This is a genomic window from Patulibacter americanus DSM 16676 (assembly GCF_000420025.1).
GTDB lineage: Bacteria > Actinomycetota > Thermoleophilia > Solirubrobacterales > Solirubrobacteraceae > Patulibacter > Patulibacter americanus.
This window is the reverse complement of record NZ_ATUD01000007.1, coordinates 98,732-115,288: the sequence shown is the minus strand read 5'-3', so window position 1 is coordinate 115,288 and position 16,557 is coordinate 98,732. Positions and strand designations below refer to the sequence as shown.

At 74.2% G+C, this 16,557-nt stretch carries 14 protein-coding genes; 9 read left to right on the top strand and 5 right to left on the bottom strand.

Going from position 1 to position 16,557, the window contains the following annotated elements; all coding sequences use genetic code 11:
* The first annotated feature begins 34 nt into the window (after positions 1-34).
* Positions 35-1,303, top strand: a complete 1,269-nt coding sequence (locus F593_RS0112865) for a Y-family DNA polymerase (RefSeq protein ID WP_022929167.1) — start codon at positions 35-37, stop codon at positions 1,301-1,303.
* Between the two features lie 4 nt (positions 1,304-1,307).
* Here the strand turns inward: F593_RS0112865 and F593_RS0112860 are convergent, their stop codons facing one another.
* The 3 genes from F593_RS0112860 to F593_RS0112850 are packed head-to-tail and all read right to left on the bottom strand — an operon-like array spanning position 1,308 to position 3,340.
* Entirely contained in the window at positions 1,308-1,574 is a 267-nt protein-coding gene (locus F593_RS0112860) for a hypothetical protein (protein ID WP_022929166.1), read from the bottom strand.
* Entirely contained in the window at positions 1,571-2,683 is a 1,113-nt protein-coding gene (locus F593_RS0112855) for an inorganic phosphate transporter (protein WP_022929165.1), read from the bottom strand. Before F593_RS0112855 ends, F593_RS0112860 begins: the two co-directional genes overlap by 4 nt.
* Before the next feature lie 30 nt (positions 2,684-2,713).
* Positions 2,714-3,340 carry a DUF47 domain-containing protein gene (locus tag F593_RS0112850; RefSeq protein WP_022929164.1) on the bottom strand — a complete coding sequence of 209 codons (627 nt, stop codon included), beginning with the start codon at positions 3,338-3,340 and terminating at the stop codon, positions 2,714-2,716.
* A 151-nt stretch (positions 3,341-3,491) separates the two neighbouring features.
* Between F593_RS0112850 and F593_RS0112845 the strand changes: the two genes are divergently transcribed.
* From F593_RS0112845 to F593_RS0112830, 4 genes are all read left to right on the top strand, one after another.
* On the top strand, positions 3,492-3,767 hold the full coding sequence (locus tag F593_RS0112845; RefSeq protein WP_022929163.1) for a hypothetical protein: 276 nt from the start codon (positions 3,492-3,494) through the stop codon (positions 3,765-3,767).
* Between the two features lie 78 nt (positions 3,768-3,845).
* Positions 3,846-5,099: a hypothetical protein gene (locus F593_RS0112840; protein WP_022929162.1), complete on the top strand. Its 1,254-nt coding sequence runs from the start codon at positions 3,846-3,848 to the stop codon at positions 5,097-5,099.
* Positions 5,100-5,106: 7 nt separating this feature from the next.
* Positions 5,107-9,108: a DNA polymerase III subunit alpha gene (locus F593_RS24980; RefSeq protein WP_281166657.1), complete on the top strand. Its 4,002-nt coding sequence runs from the start codon at positions 5,107-5,109 to the stop codon at positions 9,106-9,108.
* Between the two features lie 415 nt (positions 9,109-9,523).
* Positions 9,524-10,024 carry a hypothetical protein gene (locus F593_RS0112830; protein WP_022929160.1) on the top strand — a complete coding sequence of 167 codons (501 nt, stop codon included), beginning with the start codon at positions 9,524-9,526 and terminating at the stop codon, positions 10,022-10,024.
* 276 nt (positions 10,025-10,300) lie between these two features.
* Here the strand turns inward: F593_RS0112830 and F593_RS0112825 are convergent, their stop codons facing one another.
* Positions 10,301-11,830: an amino acid permease gene (locus F593_RS0112825; protein WP_022929159.1), complete on the bottom strand. Its 1,530-nt coding sequence runs from the start codon at positions 11,828-11,830 to the stop codon at positions 10,301-10,303.
* A gap of 294 nt (positions 11,831-12,124) precedes the next feature.
* On the opposite strand from F593_RS0112825, the gene F593_RS0112820 reads away from it, so the two are divergent.
* The 4 genes from F593_RS0112820 to F593_RS0112805 all read left to right on the top strand — a co-directional run bounded on the left by F593_RS0112820 (position 12,125) and on the right by F593_RS0112805 (position 15,603).
* Positions 12,125-12,676 (top strand): carboxymuconolactone decarboxylase family protein, encoded by a 552-nt coding sequence (locus tag F593_RS0112820; protein WP_245540801.1) that lies wholly within the window; start codon positions 12,125-12,127, stop codon positions 12,674-12,676.
* A gap of 55 nt (positions 12,677-12,731) precedes the next feature.
* Positions 12,732-13,061 carry a winged helix-turn-helix transcriptional regulator gene (locus tag F593_RS0112815; protein ID WP_245540800.1) on the top strand — a complete coding sequence of 110 codons (330 nt, stop codon included), beginning with the start codon at positions 12,732-12,734 and terminating at the stop codon, positions 13,059-13,061.
* A gap of 71 nt (positions 13,062-13,132) precedes the next feature.
* Entirely contained in the window at positions 13,133-14,185 is a 1,053-nt protein-coding gene (locus tag F593_RS24975) for a hypothetical protein (RefSeq protein WP_022929156.1), read from the top strand.
* Positions 14,186-14,265: 80 nt separating this feature from the next.
* The gene (locus F593_RS0112805; protein WP_022929155.1) at positions 14,266-15,603 is read left to right on the top strand and encodes a glutamine synthetase family protein; all 1,338 of its coding nucleotides are present in this window, start codon (positions 14,266-14,268) and stop codon (positions 15,601-15,603) included.
* A gap of 138 nt (positions 15,604-15,741) precedes the next feature.
* On the opposite strand, the gene F593_RS0112800 is transcribed toward F593_RS0112805, so the two are convergent.
* Complete coding sequence (locus F593_RS0112800) at positions 15,742-16,440, bottom strand: hypothetical protein (protein WP_157251791.1); 699 nt, start codon at positions 16,438-16,440, stop codon at positions 15,742-15,744.
* Between the last annotated feature and the right edge of the window lie 117 nt (positions 16,441-16,557).

The following is a 16,557-nucleotide window of genomic DNA, read 5'->3' as shown; positions in this document are numbered from 1 at the left end:
CCTTCCCGTCCTCCGGCTGTGCGAACATGTGTTCGTGTCGTCGGTGATCTGTGTCCACCTGTCGCGCTTCGCGCTCGTGGTCGCGGCGGACGGGCGGCGCGAGCTGCTCACGGAGCCCGTGGCGCTCGCGCCCGAGCCCGGACGCACGCCGGTCATAGGCGAGGTGTCGCCGGCGGCGGAGGCCGCGGGGGTGCGTCGGGGTCTGCCCTTGGGTGAGGCCCTGGCCCGCTGCCCGCGCCTCCGGCTGCTCCCCCCGGACCCCGTCGCGGTCCAGACGCGGTGGGACGAGCTCGTGCTGCGCCTGGAGGGGATCGGCGCAGCGGTCGAGACGGCGCAGGACGCCGACGGCACCACGCGATCGGCGAACGGCGACGCGGTGCAGGGGGAGCCCGGCACGGCCTGGTTCCTCGCCTCGAACGTGCGGCGGCTGCACGGCGGCTCGCTCGACGGCATCGTCGCCGCCGTCCGCGGCGCGCTCGGGATGCCGGTGCGGATCGGGGCCGCGCCGACCCGGTTCCTCTCCCGCGTCGCCGCGGGCCGTGCGCGGGTGCGCCGTCCCGTGGTGCTCGAGGGGGCGCCGTCGACCGCGGCGCGCCCCGGCGCCGTCGCCCTCGGGATCCTGGCGGGGGAGCCCGTCTCCGTGCTGGCGCTGCACCCCGAGCTCGAGCGGCTCGTCCCGTCGCTGGAGCGGCTCGGCATCGCCACCCTCGGCGAGCTCGTCGCGCTGCCCCCGGGCACCGTCGGGGAGCGCTTCGGCGGGCGCGGGCTGCGGGCCCAGGCGCTCCTGCGCGGGGAGGAGGCGCCACTGCGCCCGCGCGACCCCGCGACCCGGCTGGAGGCCGACCTGCTGCTGCCGGAGGCCGCCTCGGGCCAGCAGCTCGGCCACGCGCTCGGCCTGCTGATCGACCGGGTCCTCGCCCACCCGGCCCGCCGTCACCGTCCGCTGCGCTCGCTGCTGCTGCAGGCCACGCTCGTCGAGCGGGGGACGTGGCAGGAGCGCGTCGTCCTGCGCGAGGCGATGAGCGACGCCGCGCGGATCCGCCTGGCGCTCGGCCGGCGGCTCGAGGAGCTGCCGTCCCCGGCGGAGCGGCTGACGCTGCGGGTCGACGGGTTCGGCGCGCCCGTCCCGGCGGACCGCCCGCTGCTGGAGGAGGATGGGGTCATCCGCCAGGCGCGCCTGCACGAGGCGGTGCGGCAGGTGCGCGAGGTGGCGGGCCCCGAGGGCGCTCTGCGCGTCGTGGCGGTCGACCCGGAATCGCGGGTGGCGGAGCGCCGGATGGCGCTCACGCCGTTCCAGGCCTGAGCCCTCAGCCGTCCACCATCTCGTAGACCGCGAACAGCACGGCGGCCACGCAGATGAGACCCGAGACCGCGGCCAGGGCGACGTTCGGCAGCAGCGCGCTCCCGCCGTCGCCGCGACGGGCGTTCCCGGCCTGGATGATCCCCCGCACGAGCAGGGAGAAGGCGATGCTCAGCCCGATGCCGGCGATCGAGCCGACGACGATCACCTCGAGCAGCTGCTCCCAGACGCTCAGGTCGGACGACTCCGCGGCGAGGACGGACACGGGGCTCATACCGCGGGCTCCTCGGCGATCGGGGGCGGGGTCCGCACGCGTCGCGAGCGCAGCAGGGCGCCGACGGCGACCGCGATCACGACGCAGACCGCCGCGGGGCCCTGGGTACCGCCGCCGGCGAGCGCGGAGATCCCGTAGGCCAGCCCGCCCGTCAGGCCTGCCGCGGGGATCGTGAGCACCCAGGCGATGGCCATGTTGCCCGCCACGCCCCATTTCACGGCGGAGACGCGCTTGGCGGCGCCGGCGCCGACGACGCCGCCGGAGATCACGTGGGTGGTCGAGAGCGGGAACCCGACGTGCGTGGCGGCGAGGATCACGGCGGCCCCGGAGCCCTGGGCCGCGAAGCCCTGGGCGGCGTCCATCTTGATGATCTTCGAGCCCATCGTGCGGATGATCCGCCAGCCACCGGAGTAGGTCCCCAGCGCGATCGCAGAGGCGGCGGAGACCACGACCCAGAAGGGGACCTGCGGGTCGACGGGGCTGAGCGAGCCGTGGGCGACGAGGGCGAGGGTGATGATGCCCATGGTCTTCTGGGCGTCGTTCGTGCCGTGCGCGAGGGCCAGCAGCGAGCCCGACGCGATCTGGCCCAGCCGGAACCCGCGGGTCGCCGGGCCCGGCCGGAGGCGTCCGACGATGCGGTAGATGAAGAGGATGGCCACGCCGGCGACGCCGAACGCGAGGACGGGCGCGACGAGGGCCGGGATGACGACCTTGCCGAGCAGGCCCTCGCCGTTGATCGCGCCGAAGCCGTGGGCCGCGAGCATCGCGCCGACCACGCCGCCGATGAGGGCATGGGAGGAGCTCGAGGGCAGCCCGAACCACCAGGTCAGCATGTTCCAGAAGATCGCGCCGATCAGACCCGCGAAGACCACCTGGAGCGTGACCTGCCCCGAGTCGACGATGCCCGAGGCGATCGTGGCGGCGACCTTGAGCGAGAGGAACGCGCCGATGAAGTTCAGGACGGCGGCGATGAGGATCGCCAGGCGTGGAGGGAGCGCGCGCGTCGAGATCGACGTCGCGACGACGTTGGCGGTGTCGTGGAACCCGTTCGTGAAGTCGAACGTGAGCGCGGCGGCGACGACGAGCGCCAGGAGGATGTCGGAGGACATGGGCCGGAACCGGTAGCCGAAGGGGGGGGGCTATCGATTCTTGATGACGATGCCTTCGAGGATGTTCGCGACCCGCTCGCACGAGTCGATCGCGTCCTCCAGCCGCTCGAAGATGTCCTTCCAGCGGATGACGAACATCGGGTCGATGCCGCCGTCGAAGAGCCCGGCGATCGCGGCGCGCGAGAGGCGGTCGCCGTCGTTCTCGAGCCGGTTGACCTCGACGGTGTAGTGCCGGATGTCGCCGAAGTCGCGCAGGCGCGGCACGGCGGCGGCGACGGCCTTCGTCGCCTCGACGAGGATCGCGCAGAGCCCGTGGGCCTGCTCCATCGGCGCCTCGACGCGGTAGAGCAGGATGAGGTCGGCTGCCTCGTCGATCAGGTCGACGATGTCGTCCTGCGCGGACGCCAGCTCCAGGATGTCCTCGCGCTCGATCGGCGTGACGAACGTCTGGTTGAGGTGGCTGATGATGTCGTGCGTGACGCGGTCGGTGTCGCTCTCGACCGCGCTGATCTCCTTCGCCAGCTCTGGCTGGTCCGGCAGCTCCTGCACGAAGGTGCGCAGGAGGTCCGCGGCGCGCACGGCGTTCTGTGCCGACTCCTCGAACAGCTCGAAGTACCGCGTGTCGCGACCGGTGAAGAGCTTGGTGAGGCGAGCCATGGCCGGTCGATGTAATCACGGGGTTAATGCGCAGCGCGGCGCGCCGGGGTCCACGCGGGGGCGCGCGTGCCCGACGCAGGCGCCCGTTCCGGGCTCGCGCGCGAGGCCGACGGCCGCTCGCCATCCGCTGGAGGTGCGAACATGCGTTCGTATGGCTCGGGGTGTCGAGGGGGTCCAGCGGGGGGCGGGGGCGGTGCGCCGGCTCGGCGAGCCGCGACCCGCCGAGGTCCGGGCGGGTCCCGACGGCCGTCCCCTGTGGGTGGACGGGGAGCGGGTGGAGGGGATCGTCGAGACGTGGCTGCTCGAGGACCGCTGGTGGACGGACTCTCCGCTGCGCCGCCGGATGTGGGAGGTCGTGACGGTGCGGGGGCGGGCGATCGTGGTCCACCGCGACCTCGTCGACGGCCGCTGGTGGCGCTCGCGTTGAGGGGCGTCGCCGGTCCGGCACGGGATCGGCACGGATCGGGGCTGGAGCCGGTCCTGCCCGGGGCGCGACGCTCGCCCCATGACCAGGACGGCGCGGGGCGAGGACGGGCAGGCCACCGTGGAGCACGCGGCGGTCGCGGCGCTCGTGGCGATCGTCCTGGCCGCGGCGGTGGCCGTCGCGGGCGGCTTCTCCGGGGTCGGCATCGTCAACGCGGTCCACTCCGGGATCCGGCGGGCGCTCTGCGTGGCCGGGGGCGACGGGTGTGCCCCCTTCCACGTCCAGCCGCCGTGCACGACGGCGCGCGACGAGGACACGCACACGTCGGGGGCGAGCCTCGGGATCTGGCGGATCGGGGGCAGCACCGCCCTGGCGGTCGAACGCCGGTCGGACGGCACGGTGGCCGTCACGGCCTATGAGGACGTCGAGGGCGGGGTCGGCCTGTCCGTCGGCGCCCGGTTCGGGATCGGGCGCAACGCGAAGGGCGACACCCGGCTCGTCCGGGTCGGCGACGGCGCCCCGGGCTTCGACGTCTCCGCGGGGGTGGAGGCGCGGCTGCGCGGCGGGTGGGGGCGCACCTGGGAGTTCCGGGACGGGCCGGCGGCGGACGCCTTCGTGCGGCGGTACGCGGCGCGGACGAAGGCGAAGCTCGGCGGCGGCGACGCCTCGGGGCACCCCATCCCGCCGCCCGACGTCGAGCGCGTGCGGGTCGGGGCGGATGCGACGGTCACGGGCGAGGCCTCCGGGGCGCTTGGGGTCGACCTCTCCGCCAGCGGTTTCCGCGGGCTGCGGGGCGAGGGCGCGCGGGACCGCCGCACGGGGCGCATCACCCTGAGCCTGGGCGTGCCGACGGCGGTGGCGGGCGACCTCGCGGGGCCGTTGGGGCTGGCGCTCGGGGGTGGGCTCGAGGTCGAGGCGGGCGCGACGGTCGTGCTCGACCGCACGGGGCGCCCCGTCGAGCTGCGGCTCCTGGGCCGGCGGTCCACGCGCGGCGAGGACCGCCGGCGCGACGTGCAGCTGCGGGTGGACCTGACGCGTCCCGCGGCCGGCGCGGGGTTGCGCGGTGTGCTGGACGCCCTGGCCGCCGGCGACGGTCGGCGGGCCCGCGACGCGGCGAAGGCCCTCGGCCGCTGGGCCGCCGCCGAGGGCTGGGTGGACGAGCGGGAGTACCGCACGGGGTCGGAGACCGACGGCATCGACACGGAGCTCGCGCTCGGGATCAAGGTCGGGATCACGGACCAGGACACCCGTGCGACGGAGCGGCTCCTGCGGGCCCGGACCCGGCCGCCGGGTGGGCTCTGGGAGGGCCGGACGGACTGCTTCGCGGCCCGATGATGGGCGCTTGCAGGGGCTTCTGCAGGCCTCGCGGATCCGCCGACTGCGGTGCGAACATACGTTCGTGCCCGGTGCCCCCTACGTCGAGCTCCACTGCCATTCGGCGTACTCGTTCCTCGACGGGGCGTCCCTGCCGGAGGAGCTCGTCCTCGCCGCCGCCCGCCAGGGCCACGACGCCCTCGCGCTCACGGACCACGACGGGGTCTACGGGGCGATGGAGTTCGCCCACGCGGCCGCGGCGCACGGCATCCGGGCGATCCACGGGGCCGAGGTGACGGTGCGGGTCGACCCGTCCGGCGTGCTGCTGCCGCCGGCGGACATGGAGCCCGACCCGGCCACCCGCCGGCACCTCACGCTGCTCGTGAAGGACGCTCGCGGCTGGGAGAACCTCTGCCGGCTGCTCACCCGCGCGCACGCCCACACGCGCGACCACCCCCGGCGGGTCCGCACGGCCCCGTGGGTGCACGTCGCCGACGTCTGCGAGCTGCACGAGGGCCTCGTCTGCCTCAGCGGCTGCGCCGACCACGGGGTGGAGGAGGAGCCGACGTTGAAGGTGCTGCGCGACGCCTTCGGCCCGGAGGACCTCTACGTCGAGCTGCAGCGGCGCTACCTGCGCGGCGATCGCGAGCGGGGGCGCCGGCGGGAGCGGCTGGCCCACCGCCTCGGCCTGCGCTGCGTGGCCACCGGCGACGTCCACGCGCATTCGAAGGAGCGGGCGCTCCTGCAGGACGCGCTCGTCGCGATCCGCCGGCACACCACCCTCGACGCCTCCGAGCCCGCGCGGCGCGGCAACCACAGCCACGTCCTGGCCACGCCGCGCGCGATGGTCGCCCGGCTCGAGGACCATCCCGAGGCGGTGGCGGAGACCGTCCGGCTGGCGGAGCGGCTGCGCTTCGACCTCACCCAGGACCTGGGCTACCACTACCCGGGCGCGGAGGACGCGGAGGCGGGCCGGCGGCTCGCCGCGGTCTGCGACGCCGCGTTCCAGGAGCGCTTCCCGCACGGGCACCGCCACCGCCGCAAGGCGCGGGAGCGGCTGGACGAGGAGCTCGCGCTGATCGGCCGGCTCGACCTGCCCGGGTTCTTCGTCCTGCACCACGAGATCCTCGAGCTCGCGCGCGAGGTCGCCTTCGAGGTCCGCGGCCGGGACGGCTCCTCGCCGCGCGCGGTCCTCCCTCCGGGCCGCGGGCGCGGCTCGTCCGTGTCCTCCGTCGTCTGCTACCTCACGGGCCTCTCGCACGTGGACCCGATCGAGTCGGGGCTGTCCCTCGGCCGGTTCCTCAACGACGACGTCTCGGGTGTCCCCGACATCGACCTCGACTTCCCGCGCGACGTCCGCGCCGAGCTGATCCCGCGCGTCCACCAGCGCTACGGGACGGACCGCGCGGCCCTCGTCGCGGCGTTCCCGACCTACCGCGCCCGCGGGGCGATCCGCGAGATCGGCGCGGCCCTGGGCCTGCCGGCCGCGGAGCTCGAGCGGGTCGCGCGCTCCTCCGAGGGCTGGTCCGGCCACGGCGTGGCGGACGACATCGCGATGGCGCTCGGCGACACCCCGCGAGCGGACGACGACGTGCCCTACCCGACGACCCACCCCGGCGACCCGGGCCACCCCTCCCGGCGCGAGGAGCGGGCGGGCGGGCGCGAGGCCTGGGGCGACGGCGGCGTGCCGATGGTCGTGGGCGGCGGCATGCCGGACGGCCCCGGCGTGCTCGACACCCGCGACGCCCCGGAGGGTCTGCCGGTGCAGCTCGACCGGCCGCCGCGCAACCGCTGGGAGTGGCTCGCCAAGCTCTCGAGCCTGGCGCACGGCCTGCCGCGCCATCTCTCCCAGCATCCGGGCGGGATGGTCGTGGCGACCCGCCCGCTCGTCGCCTGCTGCCCCGTCGTCCCCGCCTCGATGGCGGGCCGGCAGATGGTCATGTGGGACAAGGACTCCTGCTCCGACGCGGGGTTCCTCAAGATCGACCTGCTCGGCCTGGGGATGCTCTCGAGCGTCGAGCGCTGCGTCGAGCTGATCTCGGACCGCCGCGGCGAGCAGGTCGACCTCTCGCGCATCCCGCTCGACGACCCCGAGACGTTCGGGACGATCCAGCGGGCGGAGACCACGGGCGTCTTCCAGATCGAGAGCCGCGCGCAGATGGGCTCGCTCCTGCGCACGCGGCCCGAGACGCTCGAGGACCTGACGATCCAGGTGGCTATCGTCCGCCCCGGCCCGATCCAGGGCGGCGCGGTGAACCCCTACATCGAGCGACGCCAGCGCCAGCGGCAGGACCCGACGTACGAGCCGCCCTACCTGCACCCCTCGCTCAAGCCGGTGATGGAGGAGACGCTCGGCACGATCATCTTCCAGGACCAGGTCATCGACGCCGCGATGGCGTTCGCGGGCTTCACGGCCGGCCAGGCCGAGGGCCTGCGGCGAGCCATGAGCCGCAAGCGCTCGCAGGAGGCGATCGACGCGCACTACGAGCGCTTCGTCCAGGGGGCGATGGAGACCCACGGCGACGTCACGCCCGAGGTCGCCCAGCGGGTGTGGGAGATGATCCGCGGCTTCTCCGGCTTCGGCTTCCCCAAGGCGCACGGCGCGGCGTTCGGCCTGCTCGCCTACCAGTCGACGTGGCTGCGGGTGCACTACGGCCCGGAGTTCCTCTGCTCCCTGCTCGACGAGCAGCCCATGGGCTTCTATCCGCCCGACGCCCTGATCCACGACGCCCAGCGCCGCGGCATCACGGTGCTCCCGCCCGACGTCCGCGTGAGCCGTGACGTCTGCACGGTGGAGGACGACGGCGCCGTGCGCGTGGGCCTCGGCTACATCAAGGGCGTGCGCGCGGAGGACGTCGCGGCCCTCGTGGCCGAACGCGAGGCGCACGGGCCGTGGGCCTCGCTGGCCGACATGGCCGGGCGGCTCGGCTCCGGCCTGCCCTCCCTGGAGCGGCTCGCGTGGTCCGGCGCGTGCGACGGCCTGGCGGGGGACGAGGGCATCCCCGCGGCCCGCCGCCGGCGGGCCGCGCTGTGGCGGGTGGGTGCGGTCTCCGCCGGGCGCCGCGTCGCGGCCGGCACGCAGCTCGCCCTCGGCCTGGAGTCGGTGGAGGAGCCGAGCCTCTCGCCGATGTCCGCGTGGGAGCGGCTGATCGCCGACTACGACACCACCGCCCTGACGACGGGCATCCACCCGCTGGCGCTGCTGCGGGAGCGCCTGTCCGGCCGCGGCGTCGTGGCGAGCGGCGAGCTCGGGCGCCTCCGCCACGGCACGCCCGTGCGGGTCGGTGGCCTCGTGCTCGCGCGGCAGCGACCGGGCAGCGCGAAGGGCGTCGTCTTCCTGCTGCTCGAGGACGAACTGGGCACGGTCAACCTCGTCATCCCGCCGGCGGTCTACACCCGCGAGCGGCTCGCGGTGCGCACGGAGCCCCTCGTGGTGGCCGAGGGCCGCCTCGAGCGCCACCCGTCCGCGGGCGGCCAGATCAACGTCGTCGTCCGCCGCATCAGGGCCCTCGACGACGTCATGCCCGAGGCCGCGCAGGAGGGCGCACGCCAGGTCACGCGCCTGCAGCGCCTGTCGCCGGAGGAGCTCGAGCGGTGGCGTCAGGAGCAGGCGAGTCAGGGCCTCGTCGCGGTCGGCGGCGGCGTGGCGGTCCCCGCCGGCGGTGGGCGCGACGGCCTGAGCGTCGCGGCCGGCGGCGGGACCGGCTCCGGCGGCGGCTCGGGTTCAGGGGGCTGGGCCGGTTCGAGCGGCGCCTCGGGTCCGGGACGCGGAGTGGGCCGCCTCAGCCCGGTCGGGCCTGGTGGCGGCTCGGGTGGGACCGGCGGCGGCCGCGGCGGGACCGGGGGTGGCCGGGGTGGACCGGGTGGCGGGCCCGTCGGGCCTGGCGGCCTTGGGGCGCCGCGGCACCCGGCGGGCGGACCGCGGCCCCTCGAAGAGGGCGAGGGGGGACCGGAGCACGAGGACGACCCGGGCAGCTTCCATGAGGTCGCGCCGTCCGCCCTGAACTTCGGGCGGGGGAGGAGTCGCTGAGGCGGGGGGACCGGGACAGACCGCCCCCCGAGCCACCCTTGGCGGGACGAGCGCGGTGGGCCCCGGCCGGGCCCACCGCGAGGACGGGAAGGGTGCGGCACGGGCCGGCTGCAGGGACCCGTGGGCGTCGGCCGGCGCGTGCCCCATCCGCGGCCCGGCGAGCGGGCGTCGGCGTGCAGTCCGCGGAGAAGACCCCGCAAAATGGAACAGTTTCGCCGACGGGTGTGTCGGCGGACACGGTTGCGCGCGCCGTCGACGCTGCTATCCTGATTCGTAACGCTGATTCCCGGGTAGCGCCATGCCGCCGGCGTCCGGGAAGCGGGGGATCGATTTCGCGTGGAGGGCCGGGGCCGAGGGGTCGTGGCGTTCGTGCGGGGCCGGTCCGCAACCTCCCGCAGGCACCCTTCCGAACACCATGTCGACTGAACGCGACCAACCGTGGTGGGCTGACGCGCAGGAGTACCGGCATCGCGAGACGCGACGCCGGCCGACCCTGGACGACGTCCCCTCCCGGTCCCCCGACGAGTACGCGGCGAACGCCGCGCGCCGTCGCCGTGCCGCGGCCGCCCGGGCCTCCGCCCAGGAGCGCCGCGCCCGTCAGCGTCGTCCCGAGCCGGAGGAGTTCGGCTGGGTCGACGAGTCCCCCTTCGCGCCGATCGACCGGGGCCGCAGCCGGCCGCGGCCCTCGACGCCCGAGGGGCAGCGTCGCGCCGCGGAGCGCTCCCGCCGTCCCGGTGGCGAGGTCGCCCGCCGCCCGTCGTCCCGGGTCTCGCGCCGTCGTACCACCGGCCTGCTCGCGCGCCCCGAGAAGCTGCTGCTCTACATCGCGCTGCTCGGCCTGTTCCTCGTGCTGGCCGCGGCGAGCAACTCCGACGCGGCCGTCGTGCACCAGGCCGCGTCGAGCCTCGCCCGCTAGCCCGGCGCTGGCGCGCTACCCCTGCTGGCGGCGCAGCCTTCGTGCCCGCGCGTGCGCCGGCACGTCCCCGCCTGCCGGTCCAGGCTCCGCGCCTCCGCGTGCGTCGGCGCGCCCCTCCGGCCGCGTCCGTCCGTCAGGCCTTGCCGGCGAACCGCGCCGGTCGCCACGCCTCGCCGCCAGGCGGCAACAGCTGCCGCGGCGATGGCCGTCCCCGGCAACACCTGACGCAGCGGCCGGGGCGGGCGCGCGTGCACGCCGCCCCGACCGCCGCGGACCTCAGTCGGCCGCGCCGGCGGTCGGCGCCGGACCGCCCGTGCCGGGGCCGTCATCGCTGCCGCTGCGGTTCAGGCGGCTGTGCTTGCGGGCGTAGCCGAAGTAGACGACGAAGCCGATCGCCATCCAGATGGCCAGGCGGATCCAGGTGCCGATGGGCAGGTTGAGCATGAGCCAGAGGCACGCCAGCACGGCGAGGATCGGGATCAGCGGGACGAGCGGGGTGCGGAACGGGCGCTCGAGGTCCGGCTGCGACTTGCGCAGGACGGGGACGGCGATCGCGACGAGGACGAACGCGAACAGGGTGCCGATGTTCGTGGCCTCGCCCAGGACCTTCAGGGGCAGGAACGCGGCCAGGAGCGCGACGGCGATCGCCGTGATGATGGTGATCCGGTACGGGGTCTTGTAGGTCGGGTGGACCTTGGAGAGCCACGGCGGGAGCAGACCGTCGCGGCCCATCGCGAAGAACACGCGCGACTGGCCGTACATGAGGATCAGCACGGTCGAGGTCAGGCCGGCGAGGGCGCCGATCGAGATCACCGTCGAGGCCCAGTCGACCCCGTTGACCTTGAACGCGTAGGCCAGCGGGGCACCGATCGCCTCCGGGCTGCCGAGCTCCTTGTAGGGGACCATCCCGGTCACGACGAGGCTGACGAGCACGTAGAGGATCGTGCAGATGATCAGCGAGGCGAAGATGCCGATCGGCAGATCGCGCTGCGGGCGCTTCGTCTCCTCCGCCGCGGTCGCGACGATGTCGAACCCGATGAAGGCGAAGAAGACCAGGGACGCGCCGAAGAAGATGCCCGAGACGCCGAAGGCGCTCGTGGGCTGCCCGAGGATCTCCTGGATCAACGGGGTCTCGTCGAAGCCCTGGCCGGCGGCGCCGGGCTGCGACTCCGGGATGAACGGCGTCCAGTTGCCGGACTTCACGTAGAAGAAGCCGAGCGCGATCACGAGCAGGATCACGGAGAGCTTGATCGCGACGACGACGATGTTCATCCGCGAGCTCTCGCGGATCCCGACGATCAGGACGGCGGCGACGATCGCGACGATCACGACCGCGGGCACGTTGAAGGACGCCTCCTGTCCGACGACGGACGCGGGCAGGTTGATCCCCAGGTCCTCCATCAGCCGGGAGAAGTAGCCCGACCACCCCTTCGCCACGGTCGCGGCTCCGAAGGCGAACTCGAGGATCAGGTCCCAGCCGATGATCCAGGCGAAGATCTCGCCGAGCGACGTGTAGGAGTACGTGTACGCGGAGCCGGCGACCGGGACGGACGAGGCGAACTCGGCATAGCAGAGGGCCGCGAGGCCGCAGACGATCGCGGCGACGACGAAGGAGAGGGGCGCGGCGGGGCCGGCCTTCTCCGCCGCGGCGACGCCCGTCAGCACGAAGATGCCGGTGCCGACGATGACGCCGACACCGAAGATCGTCAGCTGCAGCGCGCCCATCTCGCGCTTGAGCCCGCTCTCTGGGTCCTCGGTGTCGGCGATGGACGCCGCGACGGTCTTCTTCCTGGTGAGGGTGCTCATCGGGGGCATCCTTCACGAGACGGCCCGACGACGCAATCCGGCCTGCGCACCTCCCCGCCCGACGGCGGATGCCCGGCGACCGGCAGTCGTTCGACGCACGCGCGGCGCGGTTGGGACCGGCACGGTGATGGGTACAGGTGCCGTGCAGCACGACCGGGACGGAGCGTCTCGGTCCAGCCCGCCAAGGTCGTTGCATCCGGCGCCCGGACGAGCTAACTTACATCTTGTTAGTTGCTTCATTCGGTGAAGCAACCCAGGTCTCCACCCCGGAAGGTCCCCGCTATGCCGACAGCGATGAGCCGCTTCACCATCCACGACGATCTCTCCGCGCCGGAGGGCTCGCTGCCCGTCATCAAGGGCGCCCTGGCCTCCGCGGGCCAGCTGCCGAACCTCGTCGGCGTGCTCGCCGGCTCCCCGGCGGCGCTGCGCGGCTACGCCCGCTTCGCCGGCGAGCTGCGCCACGGCATCCTCGACGTGGAGACGAAGGAGCGGCTCTCCCTGGCCGTCGCCGAGCACTTCCGCTCGACGCCGGGCGTGAAGATGCACCAGCGCCTCGCGCGCTCCCGCGGGATCGGGATCGACGAGGTCAAGCTCGCCCGCAACTTCGCCTCGGCCGACGAGAAGCAGGACGTCCTCCTGCGCTACGTCGGGCACCTGCTGCGCAAGCGCTCGCAGCCGCCGGCGGCCCTGCAGGAGGAGGCCCTCGAGCTCGGCTGGACCGAGGAGGAGCTCCTCGAGTCGATCGCCTTCGCGTCCGTCGAGGTCTTCTCGGCCCTCATCAACATCGCGGGCGACGTGCCCGTCGACGGCTCGACCGAGGAGTCCCGCCAGCTCAGGGCGGCGTAGTCCCGTGGGCGGGGATCCGCACTCCGGGGGCTGCTGCCCGCAGTACCACCTCGCGGTGGAGCTCATCGGCCGACGCTGGACGGGGGCGATTGTCGCCGTCCTCCTGGCCGACGGGCCGCTGCGGTTCAGCGAGCTCAAGAGCGAGGTGCCGGGCTTGTCCGACCGCGTCCTGACGCAGCGACTCCGCGAACTCGAGGCGGAGGAGCTCGTGGAGCGCGCCGTGCACCCGGGCCCGCCGCTGCGCGTGGAGTACGCGCTGACGCCGAAAGGCGTCGAGCTCCAGCCGGTCGTCCGGGCGCTGGAGTCGTGGGGTCAGCGCTGGATGTCGTGCGGCGCCGACGGCGCGCCGAAGGCTGACGCCGCGCGGTCGACCAGCGCGAGCTAGGCCTCCGGCGCGGCGGCCGGCTTCACGGGATCGCCCCGCCTTCCGCGCCGAGACCACCTACGGTCGTCCGCATGACGAACGTCGTGGACCCGCAGATCGACGACCTCCTGCAGGCGGGGGACGGCGAGGGGCTGCACGAGCTCGGGAAGGCCGCGTTCGACGCCGGCCGCGAGGACGAGGGCCTGGCGCTGCTGCGGGTCGCGGCGACGTTCGGCGACGCCGCCGCGTTCGCCGACCTGGGCGCGGCGCTCGAGCGCGCCGACGCTCCGTCCGACGCGGTGATCGCGGCCTACGAGGGCGCGCTGGCGCTGGAGTGCGACGTCCGCGTAGCCCTGGCGGTGGAGCTCTCGCACCGCGACGGCGACGTCCCGCGGGTCGCGACGCTGCTCCAGGACGCGGTCGTCGACGGCGAGCCCGGCGCCCTGCACCAGCTCGGGCTGCTGCGGCTGCGCCGTGGTGAGCTGGAGGAGTCGATCGCGCTGCTGGAGCGCGCCGTCGCCGAGGACGACGATCCCGACGTCCTGGACTCGCTCGCGCGGGCGATGGCGCGCGCGGGCCGGACCGACGAGGCCTTCGGGCTGTTCGAGCGCGCGGCCGAAGAGGGCCACGAGGAAGCGGTGCTCGCCCGGATCTTCCTGCTGGAGGACGCGGATCGCTGGGGCGAGGCGGAGGCGCTCTACCGCGCGGCCGTCGAGGCGGACGTCGAGGACGCAGCGGTCTGCTTCGCCACCGCGCTCGGCGCCCGGGGGCGCCGCGCGGACGCCGTCGAGGTGCTGCGTGCGGCGGTGGAACGCGGCCACGCCGGGGCGATGATGGACCTCGGCAACCTCCTGGCCGAGGACGAGGCGACGCTCCCCGAGGCGCTGCTCCTGTACCGCCGGGCGGTCGCGTCCGGGCACGTCGACGCGGCGACGAACCTGGCCACCCACCTGCGCGGCGAGCAGGGCAGCGCCGACGTGGCGTGGGCGCTGCTCGCTCTGGCCGCGGCGGAGGGCGACGAGGTGGCGGACGGCGTCCTCATGGGCGGGCTGGGCGGGCGGCCCGCCGGCCGGGCCGACGACCCGTCGTCCGGGTCGCCCGGCGGGGCGCCGGCCGCGCCCGCTGCCGACGGCCCCTCCCGCTAGCCTTCACCCGGCGCACGCGCACCCGCGCGCGCGAACGGTCCCTCCGGACCGGCAGAACCCACGCAGGAGCGAAGCAGACCGTGCCCGACACCCCGCGGACCCCCGAGGACATCAAGCGCCTGGTGGCCGAGCAGGACATCCGTTTCGTGCGGATGTGGTTCACGGACATCCTCGGCCGGCTCAAGTCGTTCTCCGTCAACGCGTCCGAGCTCGACGACGCGTTCGAGGGCGGGATGGGCTTCGACGGCTCCTCCATCACCGGCTTCAACGCCGTGGAGGAGTCGGACATGATCGCGATGCCCGACCCCGCCACCTTCGCCGTGCTGCCGTGGGCGCCGAAGGAGGAGGGCGTCGCCCGCATCTTCTGCGACGTGCAGACCCCCGAGGGCACGCCGTACGAGGGCGACCCGCGCTACATCCTCAAGCGCGCCATCCAGCGGATGGAGCGCATGGGCTTCGACACCTTCAACGTCGGCCCGGAGCTCGAGTACTACCTGTTCAAGGACAGCAAGGACACCGAGGTTCTCGACGAGGGCGGCTACTTCGACCTGACCGCGCTGGACGCCGGCTCCGACGTACGCCGCGACACGTCGCTCGCGCTCGAGGCGCTCGGCATGAAGGTGGAGTACAGCCACCACGAGGGCGGTCCGTCGCAGCACGAGATCGACATCCGGTACTCCGACGCCCTCAAGATGGCCGACGACTGCATGACCTACCGGTTGACCGTGAAGGAGATCGCGATGCAGCACGGCTGGCACGCGACCTTCATGCCCAAGCCGCTCACGGGCGAGAACGGCTCGGGGATGCACACGCACCTGTCGCTGTTCCAGGACGGCCGCAACGCGTTCTACGATCCGAACGATCGCTACTACCTGTCCGACATCGGCAAGGCGTTCATCGCCGGCCAGCTGCGCCATGCGCGTGAGATGTCCGCGGTGTACGCGCAGTGGGTCAACTCGTACAAGCGCCTGGCGCCCGGCTACGAGGCCCCCGTCTACGTGGCGTGGTCGCGCCGCAACCGCTCCGCGCTCGTGCGCGTCCCGAACTACCACCCGGGCCAGGAGCAGGCCACGCGGATGGAGCTGCGCTGCCCCGACCCGGGCTGCAACCCGTACCTGACCTTCGCGCTGCTGCTGCACGCCGGGCTGGACGGCATCGAGAAGGGCTACGAGCTGCCCGAGCCGATGGAGCGCAACCTCTACCACCTGTCGCCGGACGACCGCCGTCGCCTCGGCATCGAGCAGCTGCCCGAGACGCTCGGCGAGGCCGTCGAGCTGGCGGCCGAGTCCGAGCTGGTGCTCAAGGCGCTCGGGGAGCACACCCTCGACCGCTTCGTGGAGATCAAGCGCGAGGAGTGGGAGGACTACCGCGTGCAGGTCACGCAGTGGGAGCTCGACCGCTACCTGCCGGTCCTCTAGGGGCCGGCAGGGGGACCGCCGCGCGGCGCCGGAGCGCCGTGGCGGTCCCGGCCGCCGGGCGGGGGAGGACCGTGGTCCTCGCCCACCCGGGGCGCGGGAGCTCGGGGCGGACGGCCGTCGCGCGGCCGCCCGGACGGGCTAGAAGTAGCGGCGGAAGACGCGGATGGACGTCGCGAGCGACTGCTTCTCGACGAACTTCTTGCCGACGTGGACCCAGATCGTCCAGGTGCCGGTGCGCTTGGCGGGCGGCGGGACCTTGCTCACGCGCAGGTAGCCGCAGGCGTTCTTCGGGGTGCCGAGCTTGATGCGCTTGATGACCTTGCGGCTCTTCGTGCCCTTGGTGTAGGACGCGTAGAGGGTGCCCTGGCCGAACAGCGGGGTGAGGCCCGAGACGGTCCACGTGGCACGCGAGTACGGGCTGCGGCGCTTGATGTTCACGTCGAGCGCGGCGTTCGTGACCTTGACGGTCGCCGTGTCGGTCTGGCCGTTCGGCGTGCCGGGGCCGTACTGGTTCAGGCCGATGGAGAGCGACCGGCCCTTGCTCGGGTTGATGCCGCCCGTCGAGAAGTTCGTGATCTGCGCGACGCCGTTGCCGGCCGCGTCGAACGTCGTCGTCGTGCTGGAGCTGGCCTTGCCGCCGACGCCGAAGGCGAAGAAGCGGGCGTTCGGGACGCCGCCGGCGATGGAGAGGTTGATCGGCTGCGAGCCCTGCGTGGGCACGCGGCTGTAGCACGCGCGGTCCGGGGTGATCGTGGCGGCGGAGCTCATCGCGGGAGCGACGGCGAGGCCGAGAAGAGCGACGGCCGGAACGACCGCGGCGATTGAGCGGCGGGACATGGTGCTCCTGAGGGGAGAGGGAAGGGGACGAGAGCGCCTGGGCGCTCCGTGGCCGGGATCCTAGTGTGCGCGGCGGCGTCGCCACCGCGCACGGTCGGGTCCCGGTCCGAAGCCGCC